Source organism: Bacillus infantis (genome assembly GCF_008180445.1).
GTDB lineage: Bacteria > Bacillota > Bacilli > Bacillales > Cytobacillaceae > Bacillus_AB > Bacillus_AB infantis_B.
On sequence record NZ_VTER01000004.1, the window covers coordinates 1 to 17,238 of the forward strand.

The following is a 17,238-nucleotide window of genomic DNA, read 5'->3' on the forward strand; positions in this document are numbered from 1 at the left end:
CATATTATCTTTGGCATATTATCTTTGGGGATAACGACATCATAGATAGCTATATATGGGCTTAGAGGGAGCGATTCTTGAAAGGAAATCATTTGGATACCACCTAGAAATTGTTGTTAGCCATATTATAAAATAAAAAAGCAGTTGAAAGTTGAAAAATCAACCTTCAACTGCTAAAAAAAGAAGTTCACCTTGATAACCGGTAAATGAATGAATTCATTACTGTATAAGAGTTTAATGTTTTTATTGAAATGTACTTTTTCAGTGCCCTCGCTGCCGCTCCTGCGGGGTCTTAGCCCTGCCGCTATTTCCCACAGGAGTCTTCGTGCCTTCCACTGCAAACAACAGGGTTTTAAAGTTTAATTTAAACCTGTAACAAGATGGCAAGCAAAACAAAAACCTTTAAGCAGTGAGACTTTGATCTTCTTTTAAACTGCCACCCTTTCATTCTTTCTCTAAATATCTCAACATAGGCAAAAAAAAAAAGAGGTACGGAATGTGTTAATTCCGTACCTCTTTTTATTTACATAGTTCAACGCCGATGATAACGGCGCTTTTTTAAAAAATCAGCTGATGACATGAAAAACGAAGTTTGCCAGGAATAGTCCTGCGATTACATACAGTGCAACGGAGACTTCCTTCGCCCTTCCGATCGCGATCTTGAGGATCGGATACAGGATGAACCCGACGGCAATTCCGTCTGCGATGCTGTAGGTAAACGGAATCATCGCTATGATGAAGAACGCCGGGAAGCTTTCACTCATATCCTTCATATCAAGATTGCGGATGTTCTGGAGCATCAATCCGCCGATGATGATGAGGATAGGGGCAATCGCACTGTTTGGAATCAGCTTGATTACCGGAATGAAGAAAGCTGAAAGCATGAACAGAAGCCCTGTAGCCACTGTCGTAAGCCCAGTCCTGCCTCCTGCAGCCATGCTGGCTGCACTTTCGACGGTTGAAACTGTCGGACTTGTTCCGAAAAGGCCGGAAAGCAGTGCAGATACGGAATTTGCCTGAAAAGCCCGCTTGAAACGTTCCGGCTTGCCGATGAACGATACATGGCCGTGAACCAGGCCGATATTTTCAAACACCAGGACCATGGTCAGCGAGAAGACTGCCACCCAGAACGTTATGGAAAAGAAGCTTTCAAAGGACATAGCCCCGAAAACATCCAGATAATCGCCAAAAGAAAAAGAAGATTCTTTTGCCTGCGATACATCAATATTTCCAAACAGCCAGGCAATGAGCGTCCCGGCAGCAACAGTGATCAGAAAATTTCCCGGGACATTCCGCATAAACAAAACGATTGCCAGCAGGAATGTAATGATCGTCGCCAGCACCTGCGGGTCTCCCAGATCGCCTAACGCAATGAGCGAGTTCGTGCCTTTTTCCACAATGCCGCCCTTTTCAAGCCCAATCAGCATCAGGAATAACCCAAGGCCTACTGTGATAGCTTCCTTGAGCGACTGTGGAATGGCTGCACTCAGGCTCCCTGCAAAACGCGAAAAAGCCACGAATGCAAAAACCAGCCCAGAAACAAATACAACCGCCAGCGCTTCCTGCCATGACAGACCCATAGACTGCACGAGTGTGTAAGAAAACAGGGCATTGATTCCCATTCCAGGCACAAGAAGGATCGGTACATTCGCCCAGAATCCCATTATGAAGCAGCCGACAACTGAAGTAATGATGGTAGCCATGATGGCAGCTTCCAGCGGCACTCCGGCTTCCGAAAGAATGAGCGAATTGACGGCTATGATATACACAATGGTAAAAAAGCCGATCGCACCCGCCATCACTTCCTTCTTGAAGCTTGTTTCATTGGCATCAAGCTGGAATAATTGGTTTAGCATTTTCATTAGTATTACCTATTCTGTTGTATAGCCCTCTCCCTACCCGCTCTCCCTGATAAACAGGTGAGCCACAAGGATATATTTTAGCAGACAATGAGTTCTCTGCCAATAGGAGACCCTTTAATTAGCCATTTCCCTGTAGAGATTACCCATTTCAATCGCTCCTGCGGCAGCCTCCCAGCCTTTGTTTCCTGCCTTCGTTCCGGCACGCTCAATCGCCTGCTCGATCGTATCGACAGTCAGGACACCGAAGATAACCGGGATTCCGCTTGACATGCTGATTGATGCCACCCCTTTTGATACTTCGCTGCTTACATAGTCGAAATGCGGTGTAGCTCCCCTGATGACGGTCCCTAGCGTTATGACGCTGTCATACTTTCCGGAATCGGCCATTTTCTTAGCTGCAAGAGGGATTTCAAAGGCTCCCGGCACCCACACGACCGTTACATCTTCCTCTGCGACACCATGCCTTTTCAAGCTATCCTCTGCTCCGGACAGAAGCTTCCCGGTAATAAATTCGTTGAACCTTGAAACAACAATACCAATTTTAAGCCCAGTACCTACCAGATTTCCTTCAATCACTTTTTTCATCGTATTTTCCTCCATTAAAAAGTCAGCAAATGACCTAATTTTGTTTTTTTGGTTTTCATATAGTTTTCATTATCTTTTTTAGACGGAAGCTGAAGCTGTACCCTTTCTGCTACTTCCAGCCCGTACCCTTCAAGGCCGGCGATTTTTCTGGGGTTATTCGTCAGGAGGCGCATTTTCCTTACGCCCAGGTCCCTGAGTATCTGTGCACCTATTCCGTAATCACGGAGATCATCCTTGAATCCGAGCATATGGTTTGCCTCCACTGTGTCATAACCTTCCTCCTGCAGCTTGTAAGCCTTCATTTTATTGATAAGGCCTATGCCCCTTCCCTCCTGGCGCATATACAGGAGGATACCTGACCCGGCTTCTTCTATCTGCCTGAGGGCTGCTTCAAGCTGAGGGCCGCAGTCACAGCGGTTCGAACCAAACACATCCCCGGTCAGGCATTCTGAATGAACCCTCAGAAGCACAGGCTCCCCTTCCGGGATTTCTCCCTTTACAAGGGCGATATGCTCTTTGCCATCCAGCTTATTTGTATAGCCAACCGCTTTGAATTGTCCATATTCAGTAGGAAGCGATATCTCTGCCTCTCTTTTAACGAGAGAATCATGTTCAAGCCGGTACTCTATCAGGTCTTTGATAGTAATCATCTTTAAATTGAATTTCTCGGCCATTTCTTTCAGGTCATCCACTAATGCCATGGACCCATCGTCCTTCATGATTTCACAGATGACTCCTGCAGGCTTTGCCCCGGCCAGACGAGCCAGATCAACTGCCGCCTCTGTATGGCCGGCCCTTCTAAGGACACCGCCTTCTTTGGAAATTAAAGGAAATATATGTCCTGGGCGGGCAAAATCTTCGGGTAATGAATTTTCATCGAGAAGTTTTTCGATGGTCTGTGCCCTTTCAAATGCGCTGATGCCTGTCTTTGTCTCCTTAAAATCAACACTGACTGTGAAAGCTGTACCATGGCTGTCTGTATTAACATCAACCATGGGATGGAGGCCGAGCCTTACTGCAAGCTCTTCTGTAACAGGCATGCAAATCAGACCCCTCCCCTCCTTTGCCATAAAGTTAATGGTTTCCGGACCGGCAAATTCAGCAAGAGCTACCAGATCGCCTTCATTTTCCCTATCTTCATCATCACTTACAATAACAGGCCGGCCTTTCTTAAGTTCTGCTATAGCGTCTTCGATCGTATTGAACATGGTTACAGCTCTCCTTTGGTTAAGGGAAGGTATTTCCCCATTCATTCCTGGCGAAAGACATGCCTTCTTTTATTGCTTTAGCTTAGTTCCCAGGCTGTCACAAAAAACCGTTTTCTCTGAGAAGCGCCTCCGAGACAGTTTTCTTTTCCGGCTTGGAGGCAGCCTTATTCATAAAGCTGTAAATATATTTTCCAAGCATATCAAACTCAAGGTTCACAGTTTCCCCTGATTCCTTCCCTCCCAGTATGGTATGGCCAGCGGTATGGGGAATAAGGGAGACCGTCAGCGAAGAAGCTCCCGCTTCAAAAATTGTCAGCGAAACACCATCTACAGCAATGGAGCCTTTATCCACTGGCAAATGGGACCATTCCTCAGGCACTTCGATTTCATAATAGATGGCATTTTCTTCATGCCTTTTTCTAATGATCCTGCCTCTGGCATCTATATGCCCTGATACAAGATGCCCCCCAAAGCGGCCGCCGGCTTTCATGGCTCTTTCAAGGTTTACGGGGCTATTGCGCTTCAGCTCGGCAAGGCTGGTAGAATGGTATGTTTCCGGCATCACATCAGCGCTGAATATTCCCGAGGTAAAATCAGTGACTGTCAGGCAAACGCCATTTACGGCAATGCTGTCGCCAATTCCCACATCTTCAAGTATCTGGCTGGCCGATATGCTGAGCTTTAAAGTTTTCCCCTGGTGGACAATCTGTTCAACCCTGCCGACTTCCTCAATTAATCCTGTGAACATGATGGCCCTCCTCTGGCTGCGGCACCGCAGTAATTTTAAGGTCCGGACCGATGCGTTCGGCCGATTTAAATACCAATGGAATGGATTGATCCATTGAAGAAATCCCTTCTCCCCCTACAAACGGGACTGCTTTTCTTCCCCCTATGATTTTTGGGGCGGCATAGAGAATGATCTGCTGAAATAGCCCTTCCTTAATGAAAGAAGCATGGATTGCAGAACCGCCTTCAACAAAGACGGAAAGAACCTGCCTTTTTCCCAATTCTTCGAGCACCTGGCCTGCTGACACCTCTTCCTCAGGAAGATGTATAAGCTCCGTGCCCATAGTTTTAATTTTCTCAGCCTTGCTTTTGTCATATCCGCTGCCGGTAAAAATGATGACCGGCGCTTTTTGATCATGCAGGATTGCTGCATCATAGGGGATCCTTAATGTGGAATCCAATATTACTCTAATAGGGTTTTTTCCGCCTCGGGGCAGTCTGGCGGTAAGCTGGGGGTTGTCATGGATGACTGTGTTCACGCCCGTCAATATTGCGTCATGTTCATGTCTTAGCCGGTGAACATCTTCCCTGGATTCTGGAGAGGTAATCCATTGGCTGTCACCGGTGTTCGCTGCTGTTTTGCCGTCAAATGATGCGGCGGCCTTTATCGTTACATATGGCCTGCTGGTCCTCATGAAATGAAAGAATGCGCTATTTATTTCTTCCGCTTCTTCCCGCCTGATTCCCACTTCCACTTCTATCCCTGCTGCTTCAAGCTTGGCAATACCGCGGCCCGCGACAACCGGGTTAGGATCTATTGAGGCAATGACCACTCTCTTGATCCCCGACTCGATGATCAGGTCTGCACAGGGAGGAGTTTTTCCATGATGGCTGCATGGTTCGAGTGTCACGTAAATCTCTGCTCCCCTGGCAAGTCCGCCCGCCATCCGGATGGCATGGACTTCAGCATGCGGGGTGCCAGCCTTTAAATGAACCCCCATTCCTGCAATCTGTCCATCTTTTACCACAACGGCGCCGACACATGGATTGGGACTGGTCTGCCCGATTGTTTTCCTGGCCAGGGACAGGGCCAGATCCATATAATCTTCATCTGTCATATGTACAACCTCTTTTCCTAACGTTCAATTTTTTTCTCTCCAGAAAAAACAGCAGGCCCCGTACAGAATCAGTACGGGGCCAAATTAGACATGACGAAATAAGCGTTCGAAACACAATGTTAAAAACGCGGTTCATACATCCATTCCTTCTCCCATCCAGACTATAACTGTCGGCTTTGGAATTTCACCAAATCCACCGTCTTCACTAAGCGTGAAGCCGGGTCACGGACTAAGAGGCATGCCTCATCACCGCCGGTTGGGATTTTCACCCGACCCCGAAGGAATATTATTCTTATAATATTAAAGGCATCTTATCATGAATGATCTCTTTCGACAATTCAAAGAGCTTAAGAGCCGCAAATTTTATTTAAAATAGTGCTTTTGCACCTGAAACCTTTGGATGGGGACAACCGTATTATACATATTATAAGCAGAAAGGAATCTAACAATGCAGGAGACGAAACAACAGCTGCAGTCTGAGCTGCAGAAATGCCAGGAATGGGAAGAAGATCAGAGCGGCCTATGGTTTTGGGAAAAAATCGGCAGGCTTCCATTTAAAGTTCTGGACAAGCTGACCCCAGCCATCATTCAGAAAAAGATGGGTGTTATGCTTGATGAGCTCGGCAGCTATATACAGACGGGCGGCAGCTATTTAAGCACCTCTAATTCCATTAAATCTTATTATCCGGGACGGAATGTGAATACTCTTGAGGATACTGCTGTTCTTTCTATCAAGGAGATGGACGGGGCAGCAGAAAAGCTGACAGGTTCCAGGAAGAAGCTTGCAGCCATTCAGGGGGCAGGGACAGGCTTTGGAGGATTGTTTACTTTAAGCCTTGATATTCCAGTTCTTCTGGGGATGCAGCTGAAGACCCTTCAGGATATTGCCATCTGTTACGGCTATGATCCGAAAAGCAAGAAAGAGCGGCTGTTCATCGTCAAGGCGCTGCAATTTGTATCTGCTGACATCGTTGGCAAGCAGGCGATTCTCAGGCAGCTGTCCGACATCGATTCGCCGGAAGAAGAGGTCCAGCGGGAAATCGCATCAGAAATCCAGGGATGGCGTGAAGTTGTCTTTGCTTATCGTGATCAGTTTGGCTGGAAGAAGCTTTTTCAGATGGTGCCGATTGCCGGGCTTGTCTTCGGGGCATTCATCAACCGCTCAGCAGTCGGGGATATCGGGGAAGCGGGCATGATGCTTTACAGAAAGAGGAAGATCAAAGAACGCCTGCAGGCAGCATCATCTGATATTTTGCCGGCAGATACAGAAGAAAGGCTTCCATGAACATCATGGAAGCCTTTTGCTTTCTTTCTCTATAAAATCCTTATCCACGGCTCCCATAACCCTGCTTCTGATAATTCCGTCAGAATCTATAAAAAAGCTGGTCGGATAAGCCATAATCTCATACTCCCCCATGACCTGCCCCTTCACATCAAGCGGAATGGGGAAGGTGAGGCCATTATCCTTTACAAAGTCCATTTCGTCGCCTTTATTTTTTTCAATAAATGTCATATTGACGGCCAGAATTTCAAAATCCCCGATTGCTTTTTCTTCGTAAAGCTCCTGCATATCAGGCATTTCGGCCTTGCAGGGCGGGCACCAGCTGGCCCAAAAATTAAGAAAAACCCTTTTGCCTTTATAATCGCTGAGACTCACTGTTTTTCCCTCTATATCAGTCAGAGTGAAGTCCGGTGCTTTATTGCCCGGTTCAATCCCCACCGCTATTTCCTCCGGATTCTCCAGCCTTTCATATTTTTCAGCCGGCAGCACCTTGTTTACGACACCTTTATCCTTTAAGACCGTCTTATCAATAATGAATAAAGCCAGCAAAATGATCCCTGTAACAAGAAGAAACTTTTTCATTCTACACCTCGGGCTATTATTAGCATTCCTATACATGTCCTTAGCAGGCCAAACCTGCATAAGCTGAATATTCATGCTAGAACACCATTTTAATATGCTATGTGATCTAAGTAAACAGCCGGCATAAAAAAACCGGCACGCCGGCCGGATTGTGTTCGTCTATTTCAATATCTCATCAAGCAGCAAGCTTTCTGCATTCTTCTGCACAAAGATAGCATTTCTCTGCACAGCTCATGCTATGAGCTTGTTCAAACTGCTTGCATTCTTCTGCACATTGATCCACTATCCTGGAACAAAGCAGAGTATATTTTTTTATAAAATCGCTTTCTGACTCAAGCGCCTTGATTGTCAGTGCGCAAATATCGGCACTTTCTCTGTACAGCCTGATTGCGTCAGACTTCTTCCCTGCATCTGCTTCTTCCAGGGTTTTCCTGAAAGAAACCTCGCAGGCTTCCAGGCAATCAAGACAAGCCTTCAGGCAATTTTCATAGCTGTTATCCATCACTTTATCCTCCGCTCTTTTGCAGTATACGATCTTAGTGATAGATTCCCATATATAAGCACATCAAAACCTGACTGATTGCGATCACCATCCGTCAGCAAACAGCTTAGCGATCGCTGCCAATGCCAAGATCCTCTCCTTCGGCCCTGCATTGTCATTAAATTCCATAATCTCCATATTAGGATTTTGAAATGTCTCAGCCCAGCTTACAGGCATCAGACCCTTTTTGTAGTTCATCAATTCTTTCCCATCTTCCCATTCAATCCTGCAATCCAGAAAAAATTTTTCCCTTCGAACAGAAAGCGTCTTCTGGCGAAAGAGTATGACAGCCGATCCTCCTGGTTTATGAATAAATTCCATCGTCCCAATATAGCGGCGGTCAGCCCTGAAAATATCCACTTTATTTTTCCTGGACAGAAAAAGGATCATCAGGCTGCCTGATCGATTATATAATCCGTATTCCCGCTGACATGACACGGAAAGAAAAGAGGGGCAAAGTTTCCCTAGTAAGGTCTCGTCCAAATCTCTCAGTTCTCCAGCCAGCTGGCCGTCAGGTGTGAATAATAGCATTCTTAAAAAAGATGAAGGAAGATGGGAAACCAGAAGATGATTTTCTTCCAGCAGCTTCCCTTTATATTGGCAGCCGTCGAGCCTGTCCACCGCTTTTGATCTTGATTGTTGAACCACACTCATCTGATAGCAGCCAAAGCTGTACAAAAGAAAAGGCACAGCTGCCAGCACCAGCTCCCTGCCCGGCAGCATAACCAGGCAAGCCGGAAGGATAAAAAATAGAGGCACTAGCGATGCCAGGCTGCTGTTAAGAGATATATCTGCTAATCGGCTGTAATGCTTTTGGATATTCATCAGCAAGTCTCCCGTGAAGAATTTGGTTGCGGTTCTGCTTCAAATTTTGGCTTCTCTTTAATTCTATTAAGAGCGGGGGGAAATCATGCCAGGGATTAGGCGGGGATATCTGTACGTTGGTTATTGTGGAGCAGCATTTTGTTTAAGAGGAAGTACATTAAAGTGGAAATTTTATGATCCAGAGGCTGGCAAAAAACGCTGCTGACACCCTTTATTTGATTTAAAAGGTTTTAGAGGGTCTTAGTCGGCCGCACTAACACCCTCTATTTAACTTTAATTGGTTCAGAGGGTCTTAGTCGGCCACACTAGCGCCCTCTATTTAACTTTAATTGGTTCAGAGGGTCTCAGTCGGCGGCACTGGCACCCTCTATTTAACTTTAATTGGTTCAGAGGGTCTTAGTCGGCCGCACTAGCACCCTCTATTTAACTTTAATTGGTTCAGAAGGTCTTAGTCGGCCGCACTGTCACCCTCTATCTAACCTTACATGGGTTCAGAGGGTCTTAGACGGTGGCACAGGCACCCTTTATTTAACTTTGCATGGGTTCAAGGGTCTTAGTCGGCCGCACTGCACCCTCTATTTAATTTTAATTGGTTCAGAGGGTCTTAGACGGTGGCACTGGCACCCTCTATCTTCTCTCAGGTAGTTCAATGCCATATTTTTCTCAAAACGGGCATCCTTCTATAAAAAAAATCTAGACTCTTGTCAAAGTTAATAACCCCAGCCAACATTTAGCTGAGGTTATTATAAACTGGTCTACAACTGGTACAGGTGCCTGTCACCAACATAAATGTCACCCAATAAAAGACTGAATCCGCCCATATTGCTTCTTGGCATCGCTGTACCCCTGGTTGTAGAGGTGTTCCAGCTTGGCTGGGTTCCTTTCCATCCTTCCCACTTCGAGCGGCTCTGATGGCTGGATGACAAGGGTGGTGCCCTTCTGTTCTTCTTCTGCCAGATAGCCGAGTGTCTGGTTGTACTGCCGGTAGCGGTTTTCCATGGCCTTTTGGAGGCCAGTATAAGCTGGATATTTTCTTCTGACAAGGAAATGGAACTTTGAAGGTTTTTTCTGATAGCCTTTATTTCTTGTGAGTATGACTATATTTTTTTGGAATCCGTCCTGCTGGGCTTTTTTCAGCGGAATCGGATCGCTGATGCCCCCATCCAGCAGTTTTCTGCTGTTGTAGTCTATCTCCGGCGCAATGAATGGCAGTGAGCTCGAAGCTTTCAGCACCTGCAGCACATCCTGCCCGTAGCCTTCCCTGTTAAAATAAACAGGTTCTCCTGTATGGCAGTCGGTCGTGCCAATGACGAACTCCGACTGGCTGTTATGGAACTTATCATAATCATAGGGGACAAGCTTGTTCGGGACTTCATCAAAAATGAAATCCATTCCAAAGAATTGCCGGTTCCGGAAATAGTTGCGCCATGATATATAGCGGGGATCGCTGACAAGATCTACATTGACAGTTTTATTCCGTCCCTTCTGCCCTGAGATATAGGAAGCAGCATTGCAGGCTCCTGCCGAAACTCCTATTATGTAGGGAAAATACAGATCCTGCTCCATAAAGTATTCCAGCACGCCTGCCGTATAGACCCCCCTCATCCCGCCGCCTTCGAGCACCAGGCCGGTTTCATTGAGCATGATCAAGACTCCTCTCTTTTTTATGGCTATTATTGCTTGATAATGGATATATTCTAACAAAAAAAATCCGCATTTGTCACAGGCTCCGCCTGACTGCGGCACAAAAAAGCTGCTGATCCCCTTAAAAGGAATCAGCAGCTATGCTGTCTTATTTTATCAGACGAAAAACCAGCGGTATTCTGTATTCATTGCCTTCATAGGCTTTTACTGCCGCCACAATGGTAAAGACCAGGGCCAGAGCGCCGACGATCCAGATGGTGATGAAGCCGATAAGGACAATCATCAGGACGGTACTGATGATGCTGTACACCCCATAAGAGATAAGAAAGTTAAAATACTCTTTTCCATGATAATTCACAAGCTCCGAGTCATCCTTCTTCAAAAGCCAGATGATAAGCGGCCCTAGAAAGGTCGTAAACAGGCTGGATATATAAATCAGGGATGCCATCAGCCTTTCATCACTGCTGGAGTTTTTTTGGTATTCCACTCATAATTCCTCCAATATTAAAATGATTTCTTATAACTATTACTACGCCCCACATCTAAAAAGGTTTCATTCTTCCGCTTAAATTATTCTTTACCCGCATCTTTTCCTTTCCCTGTTCTTGTTTGGGACAACTTGAATACTAATTAGTGAGGGCATATATCGGCAAATACAACAATAAAGGAGCCTTCTTCAATACTTCAAAAAGATGTAAAGGGTGATAAGATGCTTTCTAAGATAGAAGCGCTAATTCTCGGCATGATCCAGGGCCTGACTGAATTTCTTCCGATTTCAAGCACCGGGCATTTATATCTTGGCAGGCACCTGTTCGGGCTTGATGAGGCAGGCCTGTTCCTTGATACCATGCTGCATGTCGGCACCCTGCTGGCAGTTCTTGTTGTTTACAAAGATGAACTCCTCCAAATTGCCAGGAAACCTTTCGGGCGGCTTTCCCTGCTCCTTGCAGCCGGAACAGTTCCTGCAGTGATTGCAGGTCTCCTTCTCGGGGACCTTCTCGATTCATTGTCAAAGTCCGGCGTAACCATCGGGTGGGAATTTTTGCTTACCGGCTTTATCCTTTGGACTGCCGATGGAATTAAAAAAGGCAGGAAAAAGATGGACGATATCAGTATGGGGGATGCCATTTTCATCGGCACCTTCCAGGCAGCAGCCATCTTCCCTGCACTCTCCCGCTCCGGATTGACGATTGCCGCAGGCCTTATCAGGAAGCTGGATAGAGAAACAGCTGCCTATTTTTCTTTTCTTCTTTCCATTCCAGCGATAGCCGGGGGGATAGTGATGCAGGCAGGAGAAATGTATGCCGGCCATACCGAGGCCATCCCTTTTGGGAGCCTATTGATCGCCACACTCTCATCAGCGCTGTTCGGCTATGCAGCTGTAGTCTGGATGATTTCATTTTTGAAAAGAAAATCCCTGAAGATTTTTGCTGTTTATGTATGGGTTTTGGGCTTTGCTGTCCTCGCCCTTCAGATGACAGGGATTTTTTAAGGGAGGCATGTATCAGTGAAGGAAATGGTCATTCAGTTATTTGAGTTCCTTTCAAGCCTCGGCTATCTGGGCATAGCCCTTGGATTGATGGCAGAAGTGATCCCCAGTGAAATTGTCCTGAGCTATGGAGGATACCTGGTAGCAAGCGGAGAGATCCATTTTGCCGGAGCTTTGCTCGCCGGGGTCGCAGGCGGCACCGCTGCCCAGCTTTTTCTTTATTGGCTCGGTTATTTTGGAGGCAGGCCTGTCCTCGAGAGATACGGGAAATATCTGCTGATTAAAGGCAGTCATCTGGAGGCTGCCGAGGACTGGTTTAACCGCTACGGCACCGGCGTCATCTTCACTGCCAGGTTCATACCTGTCGTACGGCATGCCATTTCCATACCGGCAGGAATAGCAAAGATGCCCCTCAGAACCTTTTTTCTGTACACTGTGGCGGCCATTATCCCCTGGACTGTTCTTTTTCTCCTGCTGGGAATGGAGCTTGGCGACCATTGGAATCAAGTAAAGGATTATGCAAAACCATATCTGGCACCGATCATCGGCACTGCTGCTGTCCTTCTTGCCGGATATATTGCTGTCAAGCAGCGCAGAAAAGATTGATGCAAAATATAAGGAGGCGCGATCATGCCAAGGATGCTGTTGAAAAATGCGCTTGTTTACCCGATTGTTTCAGCACCCTTCAGGGGTGACGTCCTTGTTTCTGACGGCAAGATAGAGAGGGCAAGCCCTTCAATTAAGATGGATTCCGCCGTCAGGATCATTGACTGCGGCGGCAGGCATCTGCTTCCAGGCTTCATCGATGTGCACACACATATGGGACTTTATGATGAAGGGACCGGATGGGCCGGGAATGATGCCAATGAAACCATAGAGCCGCTCAGTCCGCATATCAGGGCCATGGATGGCGTATACCCGCTCGACCCTGCATTTTCTGATGCTGTGCGGCATGGGATCACGGCGGTCCATATCATGCCGGGCAGCGCCAATATTATCGGCGGAACCACTTCTGTCATTAAAACCGCCGGCAAAAATATTGAAAAGATGACGATTCAGAAAACGGCAGGCCTTAAAATCGCATTTGGGGAAAACCCCAAGCGGATTCACAGCCACGGCAATAAAGAGTCGATTACCAGGATGGGCATCATGGGAATGCTCAGGGAGGCTTTTTATGCTGCAAAAATCTCGGCATCACCGGAAGATCTCCGCACCGCACCGCTGCTGCTAGCCCTTAATCGTTCCATTCCTGTAAGGATCCACGCACACAGGGCAGATGATATTATTTCTGCGGTAAGATTGGCAGATGAATTCAACCTTGATCTGAGGATTGAGCATTGCACAGAGGGCCACCTGGTTGCCGACGAGCTGTCGGGAAGGAATTTAAAAGTGTCTGTGGGTCCGACATTGACCCGAAGATCGAAGGTAGAATTGAAAAATAAAACATGGAGGACATACAGCGAACTGACGAAAATGGGAATTGAAGTCTCGATAACGACAGACCATCCTTATACACCGGTACAATATCTGAATGTCTGTGCTGCCATTGCTATGAGGGAAGGTCTTGCTGAACAGAAAGCACTCGAGGGAATCACACTCATTCCGGCCAGGAACTTGAAAGTTGAAGACAGGCTAGGATCAATTGAGCCGGGCAAGGATGCAGATTTGGCCCTTTGGAGCCTGCATCCTTTCCATTTTTTGTCCAAGCCGTCCTGGACGATGATTGATGGTGAATTCGTCTATTCTGAGTGATGGATTTTGTCAAAATCCGCTGCCGAATTTTGCTGTAAATTTTTCAAGAAATATTAACAATTTACCTATTTCTTTTTTTATTTTTTTTTAGTATGATACCTTAAGTGGCAAAGATTCTGCTGAATTTCTGCCTTTGACCAAACACATAATGGAATGCAATAGATATAGGGAAGGCAAATGGTGCGCCACCATCCAATCCAAGGATGGTTCTAGTGGGTTCGATTCCCACCCCGAAATTTTTTAGCAACATTACAAAAAATTTCGAGGGTGGGACCAGAGCTCTATTTGGCATGGAGCAGGACTACCTCGGGCTGGAGGGAACATACATGCTCAAGAAACGCGATCTTCATGATTGCCATGCTTTGTACGAATTGATGACGCACCCGGAAGTCTTCCCTTTTGTGCGCCAAAAAGCCTATTCCTATGATGAATTTTTATTTATGACCAAGCAGACGATTGAAGCAGAGGAACGCGGTGAGCTTATTTCCCGCACCATCCTCGATGAATGGGGTGCCCCGATCGGGACCATCAATCTGTTCGATATTCAGGATCAGGCCGGTTTCCTCGGCACCTGGCTCGGCAAACCCTATCATGGGAAAGGCTATAATAAGACAGCCAAGGATGCTTTTTTTGATGAGCTTTTTTATGAAGCAGGAATTGAAACGATTTTTATGAGGATCAGAAATGTCAATATCCGCTCCCAAAAAGCTGCCGAGAAGCTTCCGTATATTATCCAGGCCAATGAAACAAGGAAACATATATTTGAACAGCTGAACAAGCAGGAACTTATCTACAATCTTTATGAAATTCCAAAGGACTTATATACACTTCACGTCATGCGGAGCGGAGTCCTGCCGGTTCAGGATGTCACCCAGCTGATGGAGGCATAAGAATACAAGAAATGAACAAAGCCAGTCATTCCGGACTGGCTTTTTCGTGTATTAAAAATTACCTTGCTTCCAGAAAAACCGCCTTCATATACGCATGTTCAAGCCGCTCCACAGGCCATATTGAGGAAGGGACCCTTTTTTCCCGCATCTTCGCCATTATTTTTTGGGGATATTCAAAACGGCCATCGGCATATTCGAAGGCTGTTTCAGTTTGAATATGCACAGTCTCCTCTTTGCAGATTCTGTACTTCTGCCACCTCGCCGCCTGTTCAAGGAGTGAATGAAACCGGTTCAGCTCATATTCCGGACTTTCAGGGTCGGATGCCGAAAAAGCCATGCAGAGTCTCTTCCTTTTCATATCAGCCCTTTGCAGCTGCAGGCTTATAGCTTCAAAATCCCTGCTGGTAAAGCTCTTTAATGATTTAGGGAACACAATCAGACTCACCTCATCCAATTCCCCGCCTGGCAAATCTGATGCAGCTGACCTGACCAGCTTTAGTTTATTGGGCGGGACTTCACTCTGGCCGCACCAGATTTCTTCGTCGATGCCGGTGTATGTAAAAATGTCGATATCCTGCTCGCATGCTGCAGCATAAAAGGCATCATAGTCAATTGGGCTGCCGCATTTAAAGGAGATCAGTTTCCATGGAGGGACAATCCATTTGCTTTCGAGAATCAGACTGGACATCAAATAATATTCATGGAGCAGGACAGGATAGTGCTGGAGCAAATAAATCTGCTGCCGGACTGCGTCCACCTTGCTTCCGTGTTTTACCGGAGAGTCAAGGCAGCTTTCCCCGATTTCCTTCCAAATGGCGGCCAGCTTGTTTGCAATAAGAGATCTCACTATCCCCCGCCCCTTTCTCCCTCATCATATGCTTTGCCGCTTTCCATCATGCCATAAAGAAAAGCGCAGGCTCATGTGCCGGGCATAGACCGCCATACATTTGCCTAAACAAAGAGACTGCTTTTTATGCAGCCTCCCCATAGCTTATTTTCCCGGATTTTTCTTTAATTCTTCGATGTATAGTTTTCTGACAATATAAGTTTTGTATAATTCTATTTTTCTGCGGTCTATCGGATGTTTATTGATTCCCATTTCCTTCAGCTTCTGAATATACCAGCCTTTCGACCCCTGATATGCCACTCTTCATTCCCCTCTCCAAATCGCTTGTCCGTATACTATATGCGCAAAGAAGCAGCTGAAGACCTTCACGGCAAAAATTCAGCGGCTAAGGCAGCATCCTTATTCTTTAGAGCTTAAATCTGCGGGCTGAACACACTGATTGCATTTGCAAACCGAAAGCCAGGAACAGCCATGCCTATATTTTAGACTCCGAAAAAAAAATGGTCTGTCCATTCCTGTACTTTCGTGATTAATGTTCGCATAGGTATGTATAGCAGACAGGCACTTTTTAAAATGGGTGACGGGACTTTCTCTTCCCCCTTTTGAAAGTACACAGAGCCTTATTAAAAGTTACGTCTTTCAACCTATTAAATTTTTCCACAGTTAGTGGTAAAGTGTTCTAATGTTTATCACTGCTCAGTTTTACATCAAGGAGGAAAATGATGACTTACCTGTTAACCGATGATTTTTGGGCAAATTCTGCCCTTTCTGCCGGAATCCTGATTCTATTTTTGCTGCTCCGCAAAGTGTTTACAAGATATATCTTCAAGCTGATTATTGATTATACTGATAAAAAAGGCATCACCACAGCCTCTTCCATCCTTAATTCTTTCCAAAAACCTGTCAGATGGCTGTTTGTCGTTATAGGCCTTCAGCTGGCTTTGCAGTTTTTCCCATATGACCTGATCAGCGATACGGCAGAAAAAAAGCTGTTCCGGTCAGTTTTCGTTGTGCTTGCGGCCTGGGGCCTTTTCAATTTAAGCAGCATGACTACGGTGCTCTTCCCTAAACTGATGAGCAGGCTCGATATCAATGTCGATAAGCTGGTCGTCCCTTTTGTTTCTAAGATGGCTAAGACTCTTGTCATTGTTCTTGGCGGAAGTATGATTGCTGAAGAATGGGGCTTCAATATCAACGGTTTCATTGCCGGGTTGGGTCTTGGCGGCCTGGCTTTTGCCCTGGCTGCGAAAGAAACAGTTTCCAACCTTTTTGGGGGAATAGTAATTGTTACCGAAAAGCCATTCACAATAGGCGACTGGATTAAGACTCCCAGCGTCGAGGGAACAGTTGAGGATATAACCTTTAGAAGCACGAAGATACGTACTTTTGCCCAGGCTCTTGTGACCGTTCCCAATTCAACTCTCGCAAACGAGCCGATCATTAACTGGTCTAAAATGGGAAAAAGGCAGATTTCCTTTCATCTGGGAGTTACGTATTCCACTTCAAGAGAAAAGCTCCAGGCAATCGCAAGGCGGATTGAGCTGATGCTGATTGAACATGAGGAAATCCATAATGATACGATCATAGTCCGCTTTGACCGCTTCAATGATTCCAGCCTTGATCTTTACCTGTACTTTTTTACGAATGTAACGTCTTTTGCAGATTATCTTTCCATCAAAGAAGACGTTAATTTCAGGATCTTGCTGATCCTGGAAGAGGAAGGGGTCAGCATGGCTTTCCCGACACGGACCCTGGTGGTCCAATCGGAGGAGGTACAGTCCGGAAGCGGAATCCTTCAGGAAGAGAAGGCATTGCTGCGTTCCTCATGAATTCTTTCATGCTGCGGGAAGAATATGCGTGCATTGATAAAGCCGCACCAATCTGGTG

18 protein-coding genes and 1 riboswitch are annotated in these 17,238 nt (G+C 46.2%); of the genes, 6 read left to right on the forward strand and 12 right to left on the reverse strand.

Translation table 11 applies throughout. From position 1 onward, the window contains the following. Nucleotides 1-566 precede the first annotated feature (566 nt). From FZD51_RS07785 to ribD, 5 genes are all read right to left on the reverse strand, one after another. Nucleotides 567-1,862, reverse strand: a complete 1,296-nt coding sequence (locus tag FZD51_RS07785; protein ID WP_148974276.1) for an NCS2 family permease — start codon at nt 1,860-1,862, stop codon at nt 567-569. A gap of 114 nt (nt 1,863-1,976) precedes the next feature. Further along, complete coding sequence (gene ribH / locus FZD51_RS07790) at nt 1,977-2,447, reverse strand: 6,7-dimethyl-8-ribityllumazine synthase (RefSeq protein ID WP_148974277.1); 471 nt, start codon at nt 2,445-2,447, stop codon at nt 1,977-1,979. A 14-nt stretch (nt 2,448-2,461) separates the two neighbouring features. Beyond that, nucleotides 2,462-3,655, reverse strand: a complete 1,194-nt coding sequence (locus FZD51_RS07795) for a bifunctional 3,4-dihydroxy-2-butanone-4-phosphate synthase/GTP cyclohydrolase II (RefSeq protein ID WP_148974278.1) — start codon at nt 3,653-3,655, stop codon at nt 2,462-2,464. Nucleotides 3,656-3,752: 97 nt separating this feature from the next. After that, nucleotides 3,753-4,403 carry a riboflavin synthase gene (ribE, locus tag FZD51_RS07800; RefSeq protein ID WP_148974279.1) on the reverse strand — a complete coding sequence of 217 codons (651 nt, stop codon included), beginning with the start codon at nt 4,401-4,403 and terminating at the stop codon, nt 3,753-3,755. Continuing rightward, on the reverse strand, nt 4,384-5,499 hold the full coding sequence (gene ribD, locus FZD51_RS07805) for a bifunctional diaminohydroxyphosphoribosylaminopyrimidine deaminase/5-amino-6-(5-phosphoribosylamino)uracil reductase RibD (RefSeq protein ID WP_148974280.1): 1,116 nt from the start codon (nt 5,497-5,499) through the stop codon (nt 4,384-4,386). Before ribD ends, ribE begins: the two co-directional genes overlap by 20 nt. A 140-nt stretch (nt 5,500-5,639) precedes the next feature. Next, a riboswitch (FMN riboswitch) is annotated at nt 5,640-5,786 on the reverse strand. A 161-nt stretch (nt 5,787-5,947) separates the two neighbouring features. Between ribD and FZD51_RS07810 the strand changes: the two genes are divergently transcribed. Then, nucleotides 5,948-6,784: an EcsC family protein gene (locus FZD51_RS07810; RefSeq protein ID WP_148974281.1), complete on the forward strand. Its 837-nt coding sequence runs from the start codon at nt 5,948-5,950 to the stop codon at nt 6,782-6,784. A 3-nt stretch (nt 6,785-6,787) separates the two neighbouring features. Here the strand turns inward: FZD51_RS07810 and FZD51_RS07815 are convergent, their stop codons facing one another. From FZD51_RS07815 to FZD51_RS07835, 5 genes are all read right to left on the reverse strand, one after another. After that, nucleotides 6,788-7,363 carry a TlpA disulfide reductase family protein gene (locus tag FZD51_RS07815; RefSeq protein ID WP_148974282.1) on the reverse strand — a complete coding sequence of 192 codons (576 nt, stop codon included), beginning with the start codon at nt 7,361-7,363 and terminating at the stop codon, nt 6,788-6,790. Between the two features lie 175 nt (nt 7,364-7,538). Beyond that, nucleotides 7,539-7,865 (reverse strand): four-helix bundle copper-binding protein, encoded by a 327-nt coding sequence (locus tag FZD51_RS07820; RefSeq protein ID WP_148974283.1) that lies wholly within the window; start codon nt 7,863-7,865, stop codon nt 7,539-7,541. Between the two features lie 84 nt (nt 7,866-7,949). Continuing rightward, the gene (locus tag FZD51_RS07825; RefSeq protein ID WP_148974284.1) at nt 7,950-8,729 is read right to left on the reverse strand and encodes a hypothetical protein; all 780 of its coding nucleotides are present in this window, start codon (nt 8,727-8,729) and stop codon (nt 7,950-7,952) included. Nucleotides 8,730-9,521: 792 nt separating this feature from the next. Further along, nucleotides 9,522-10,373, reverse strand: a complete 852-nt coding sequence (locus tag FZD51_RS07830) for a patatin-like phospholipase family protein (protein ID WP_148974285.1) — start codon at nt 10,371-10,373, stop codon at nt 9,522-9,524. Between the two features lie 148 nt (nt 10,374-10,521). Beyond that, on the reverse strand, nt 10,522-10,821 hold the full coding sequence (locus FZD51_RS07835) for a DUF4870 domain-containing protein (RefSeq protein ID WP_050767316.1): 300 nt from the start codon (nt 10,819-10,821) through the stop codon (nt 10,522-10,524). A gap of 261 nt (nt 10,822-11,082) precedes the next feature. On the opposite strand from FZD51_RS07835, the gene FZD51_RS07840 reads away from it, so the two are divergent. The 4 genes from FZD51_RS07840 (at nt 11,083) to FZD51_RS07855 (ending at nt 14,504) form a co-directional block, all read left to right on the forward strand. Further along, complete coding sequence (locus FZD51_RS07840) at nt 11,083-11,865, forward strand: undecaprenyl-diphosphate phosphatase (RefSeq protein ID WP_148974286.1); 783 nt, start codon at nt 11,083-11,085, stop codon at nt 11,863-11,865. Between the two features lie 24 nt (nt 11,866-11,889). Then, entirely contained in the window at nt 11,890-12,468 is a 579-nt protein-coding gene (gene uptA, locus FZD51_RS07845) for an undecaprenyl phosphate transporter UptA (protein WP_187445693.1), read from the forward strand. 24 nt (nt 12,469-12,492) lie between these two features. Next, nucleotides 12,493-13,614, forward strand: a complete 1,122-nt coding sequence (locus FZD51_RS07850) for an amidohydrolase (RefSeq protein ID WP_148974288.1) — start codon at nt 12,493-12,495, stop codon at nt 13,612-13,614. 326 nt (nt 13,615-13,940) lie between these two features. After that, entirely contained in the window at nt 13,941-14,504 is a 564-nt protein-coding gene (locus tag FZD51_RS07855) for a GNAT family N-acetyltransferase (RefSeq protein WP_148974289.1), read from the forward strand. Nucleotides 14,505-14,562: 58 nt separating this feature from the next. Here FZD51_RS07855 and FZD51_RS07860 read toward each other — a convergent pair whose 3' ends face one another. After that, a complete protein-coding gene (locus tag FZD51_RS07860; protein WP_148974290.1) occupies nt 14,563-15,351 on the reverse strand; it encodes a hypothetical protein in 789 nt (262 codons plus the stop codon). Nucleotides 15,352-15,495: 144 nt separating this feature from the next. Next, nucleotides 15,496-15,651 carry a YflJ family protein gene (locus FZD51_RS07865; RefSeq protein WP_022544074.1) on the reverse strand — a complete coding sequence of 52 codons (156 nt, stop codon included), beginning with the start codon at nt 15,649-15,651 and terminating at the stop codon, nt 15,496-15,498. A 419-nt stretch (nt 15,652-16,070) separates the two neighbouring features. Here FZD51_RS07865 and FZD51_RS07870 point away from each other — a divergent pair, with 419 nt between their 5' ends. Then, the gene (locus FZD51_RS07870; protein ID WP_148974291.1) at nt 16,071-17,180 is read left to right on the forward strand and encodes a mechanosensitive ion channel family protein; all 1,110 of its coding nucleotides are present in this window, start codon (nt 16,071-16,073) and stop codon (nt 17,178-17,180) included. Nucleotides 17,181-17,238: the final 58 nt, after the last annotated feature.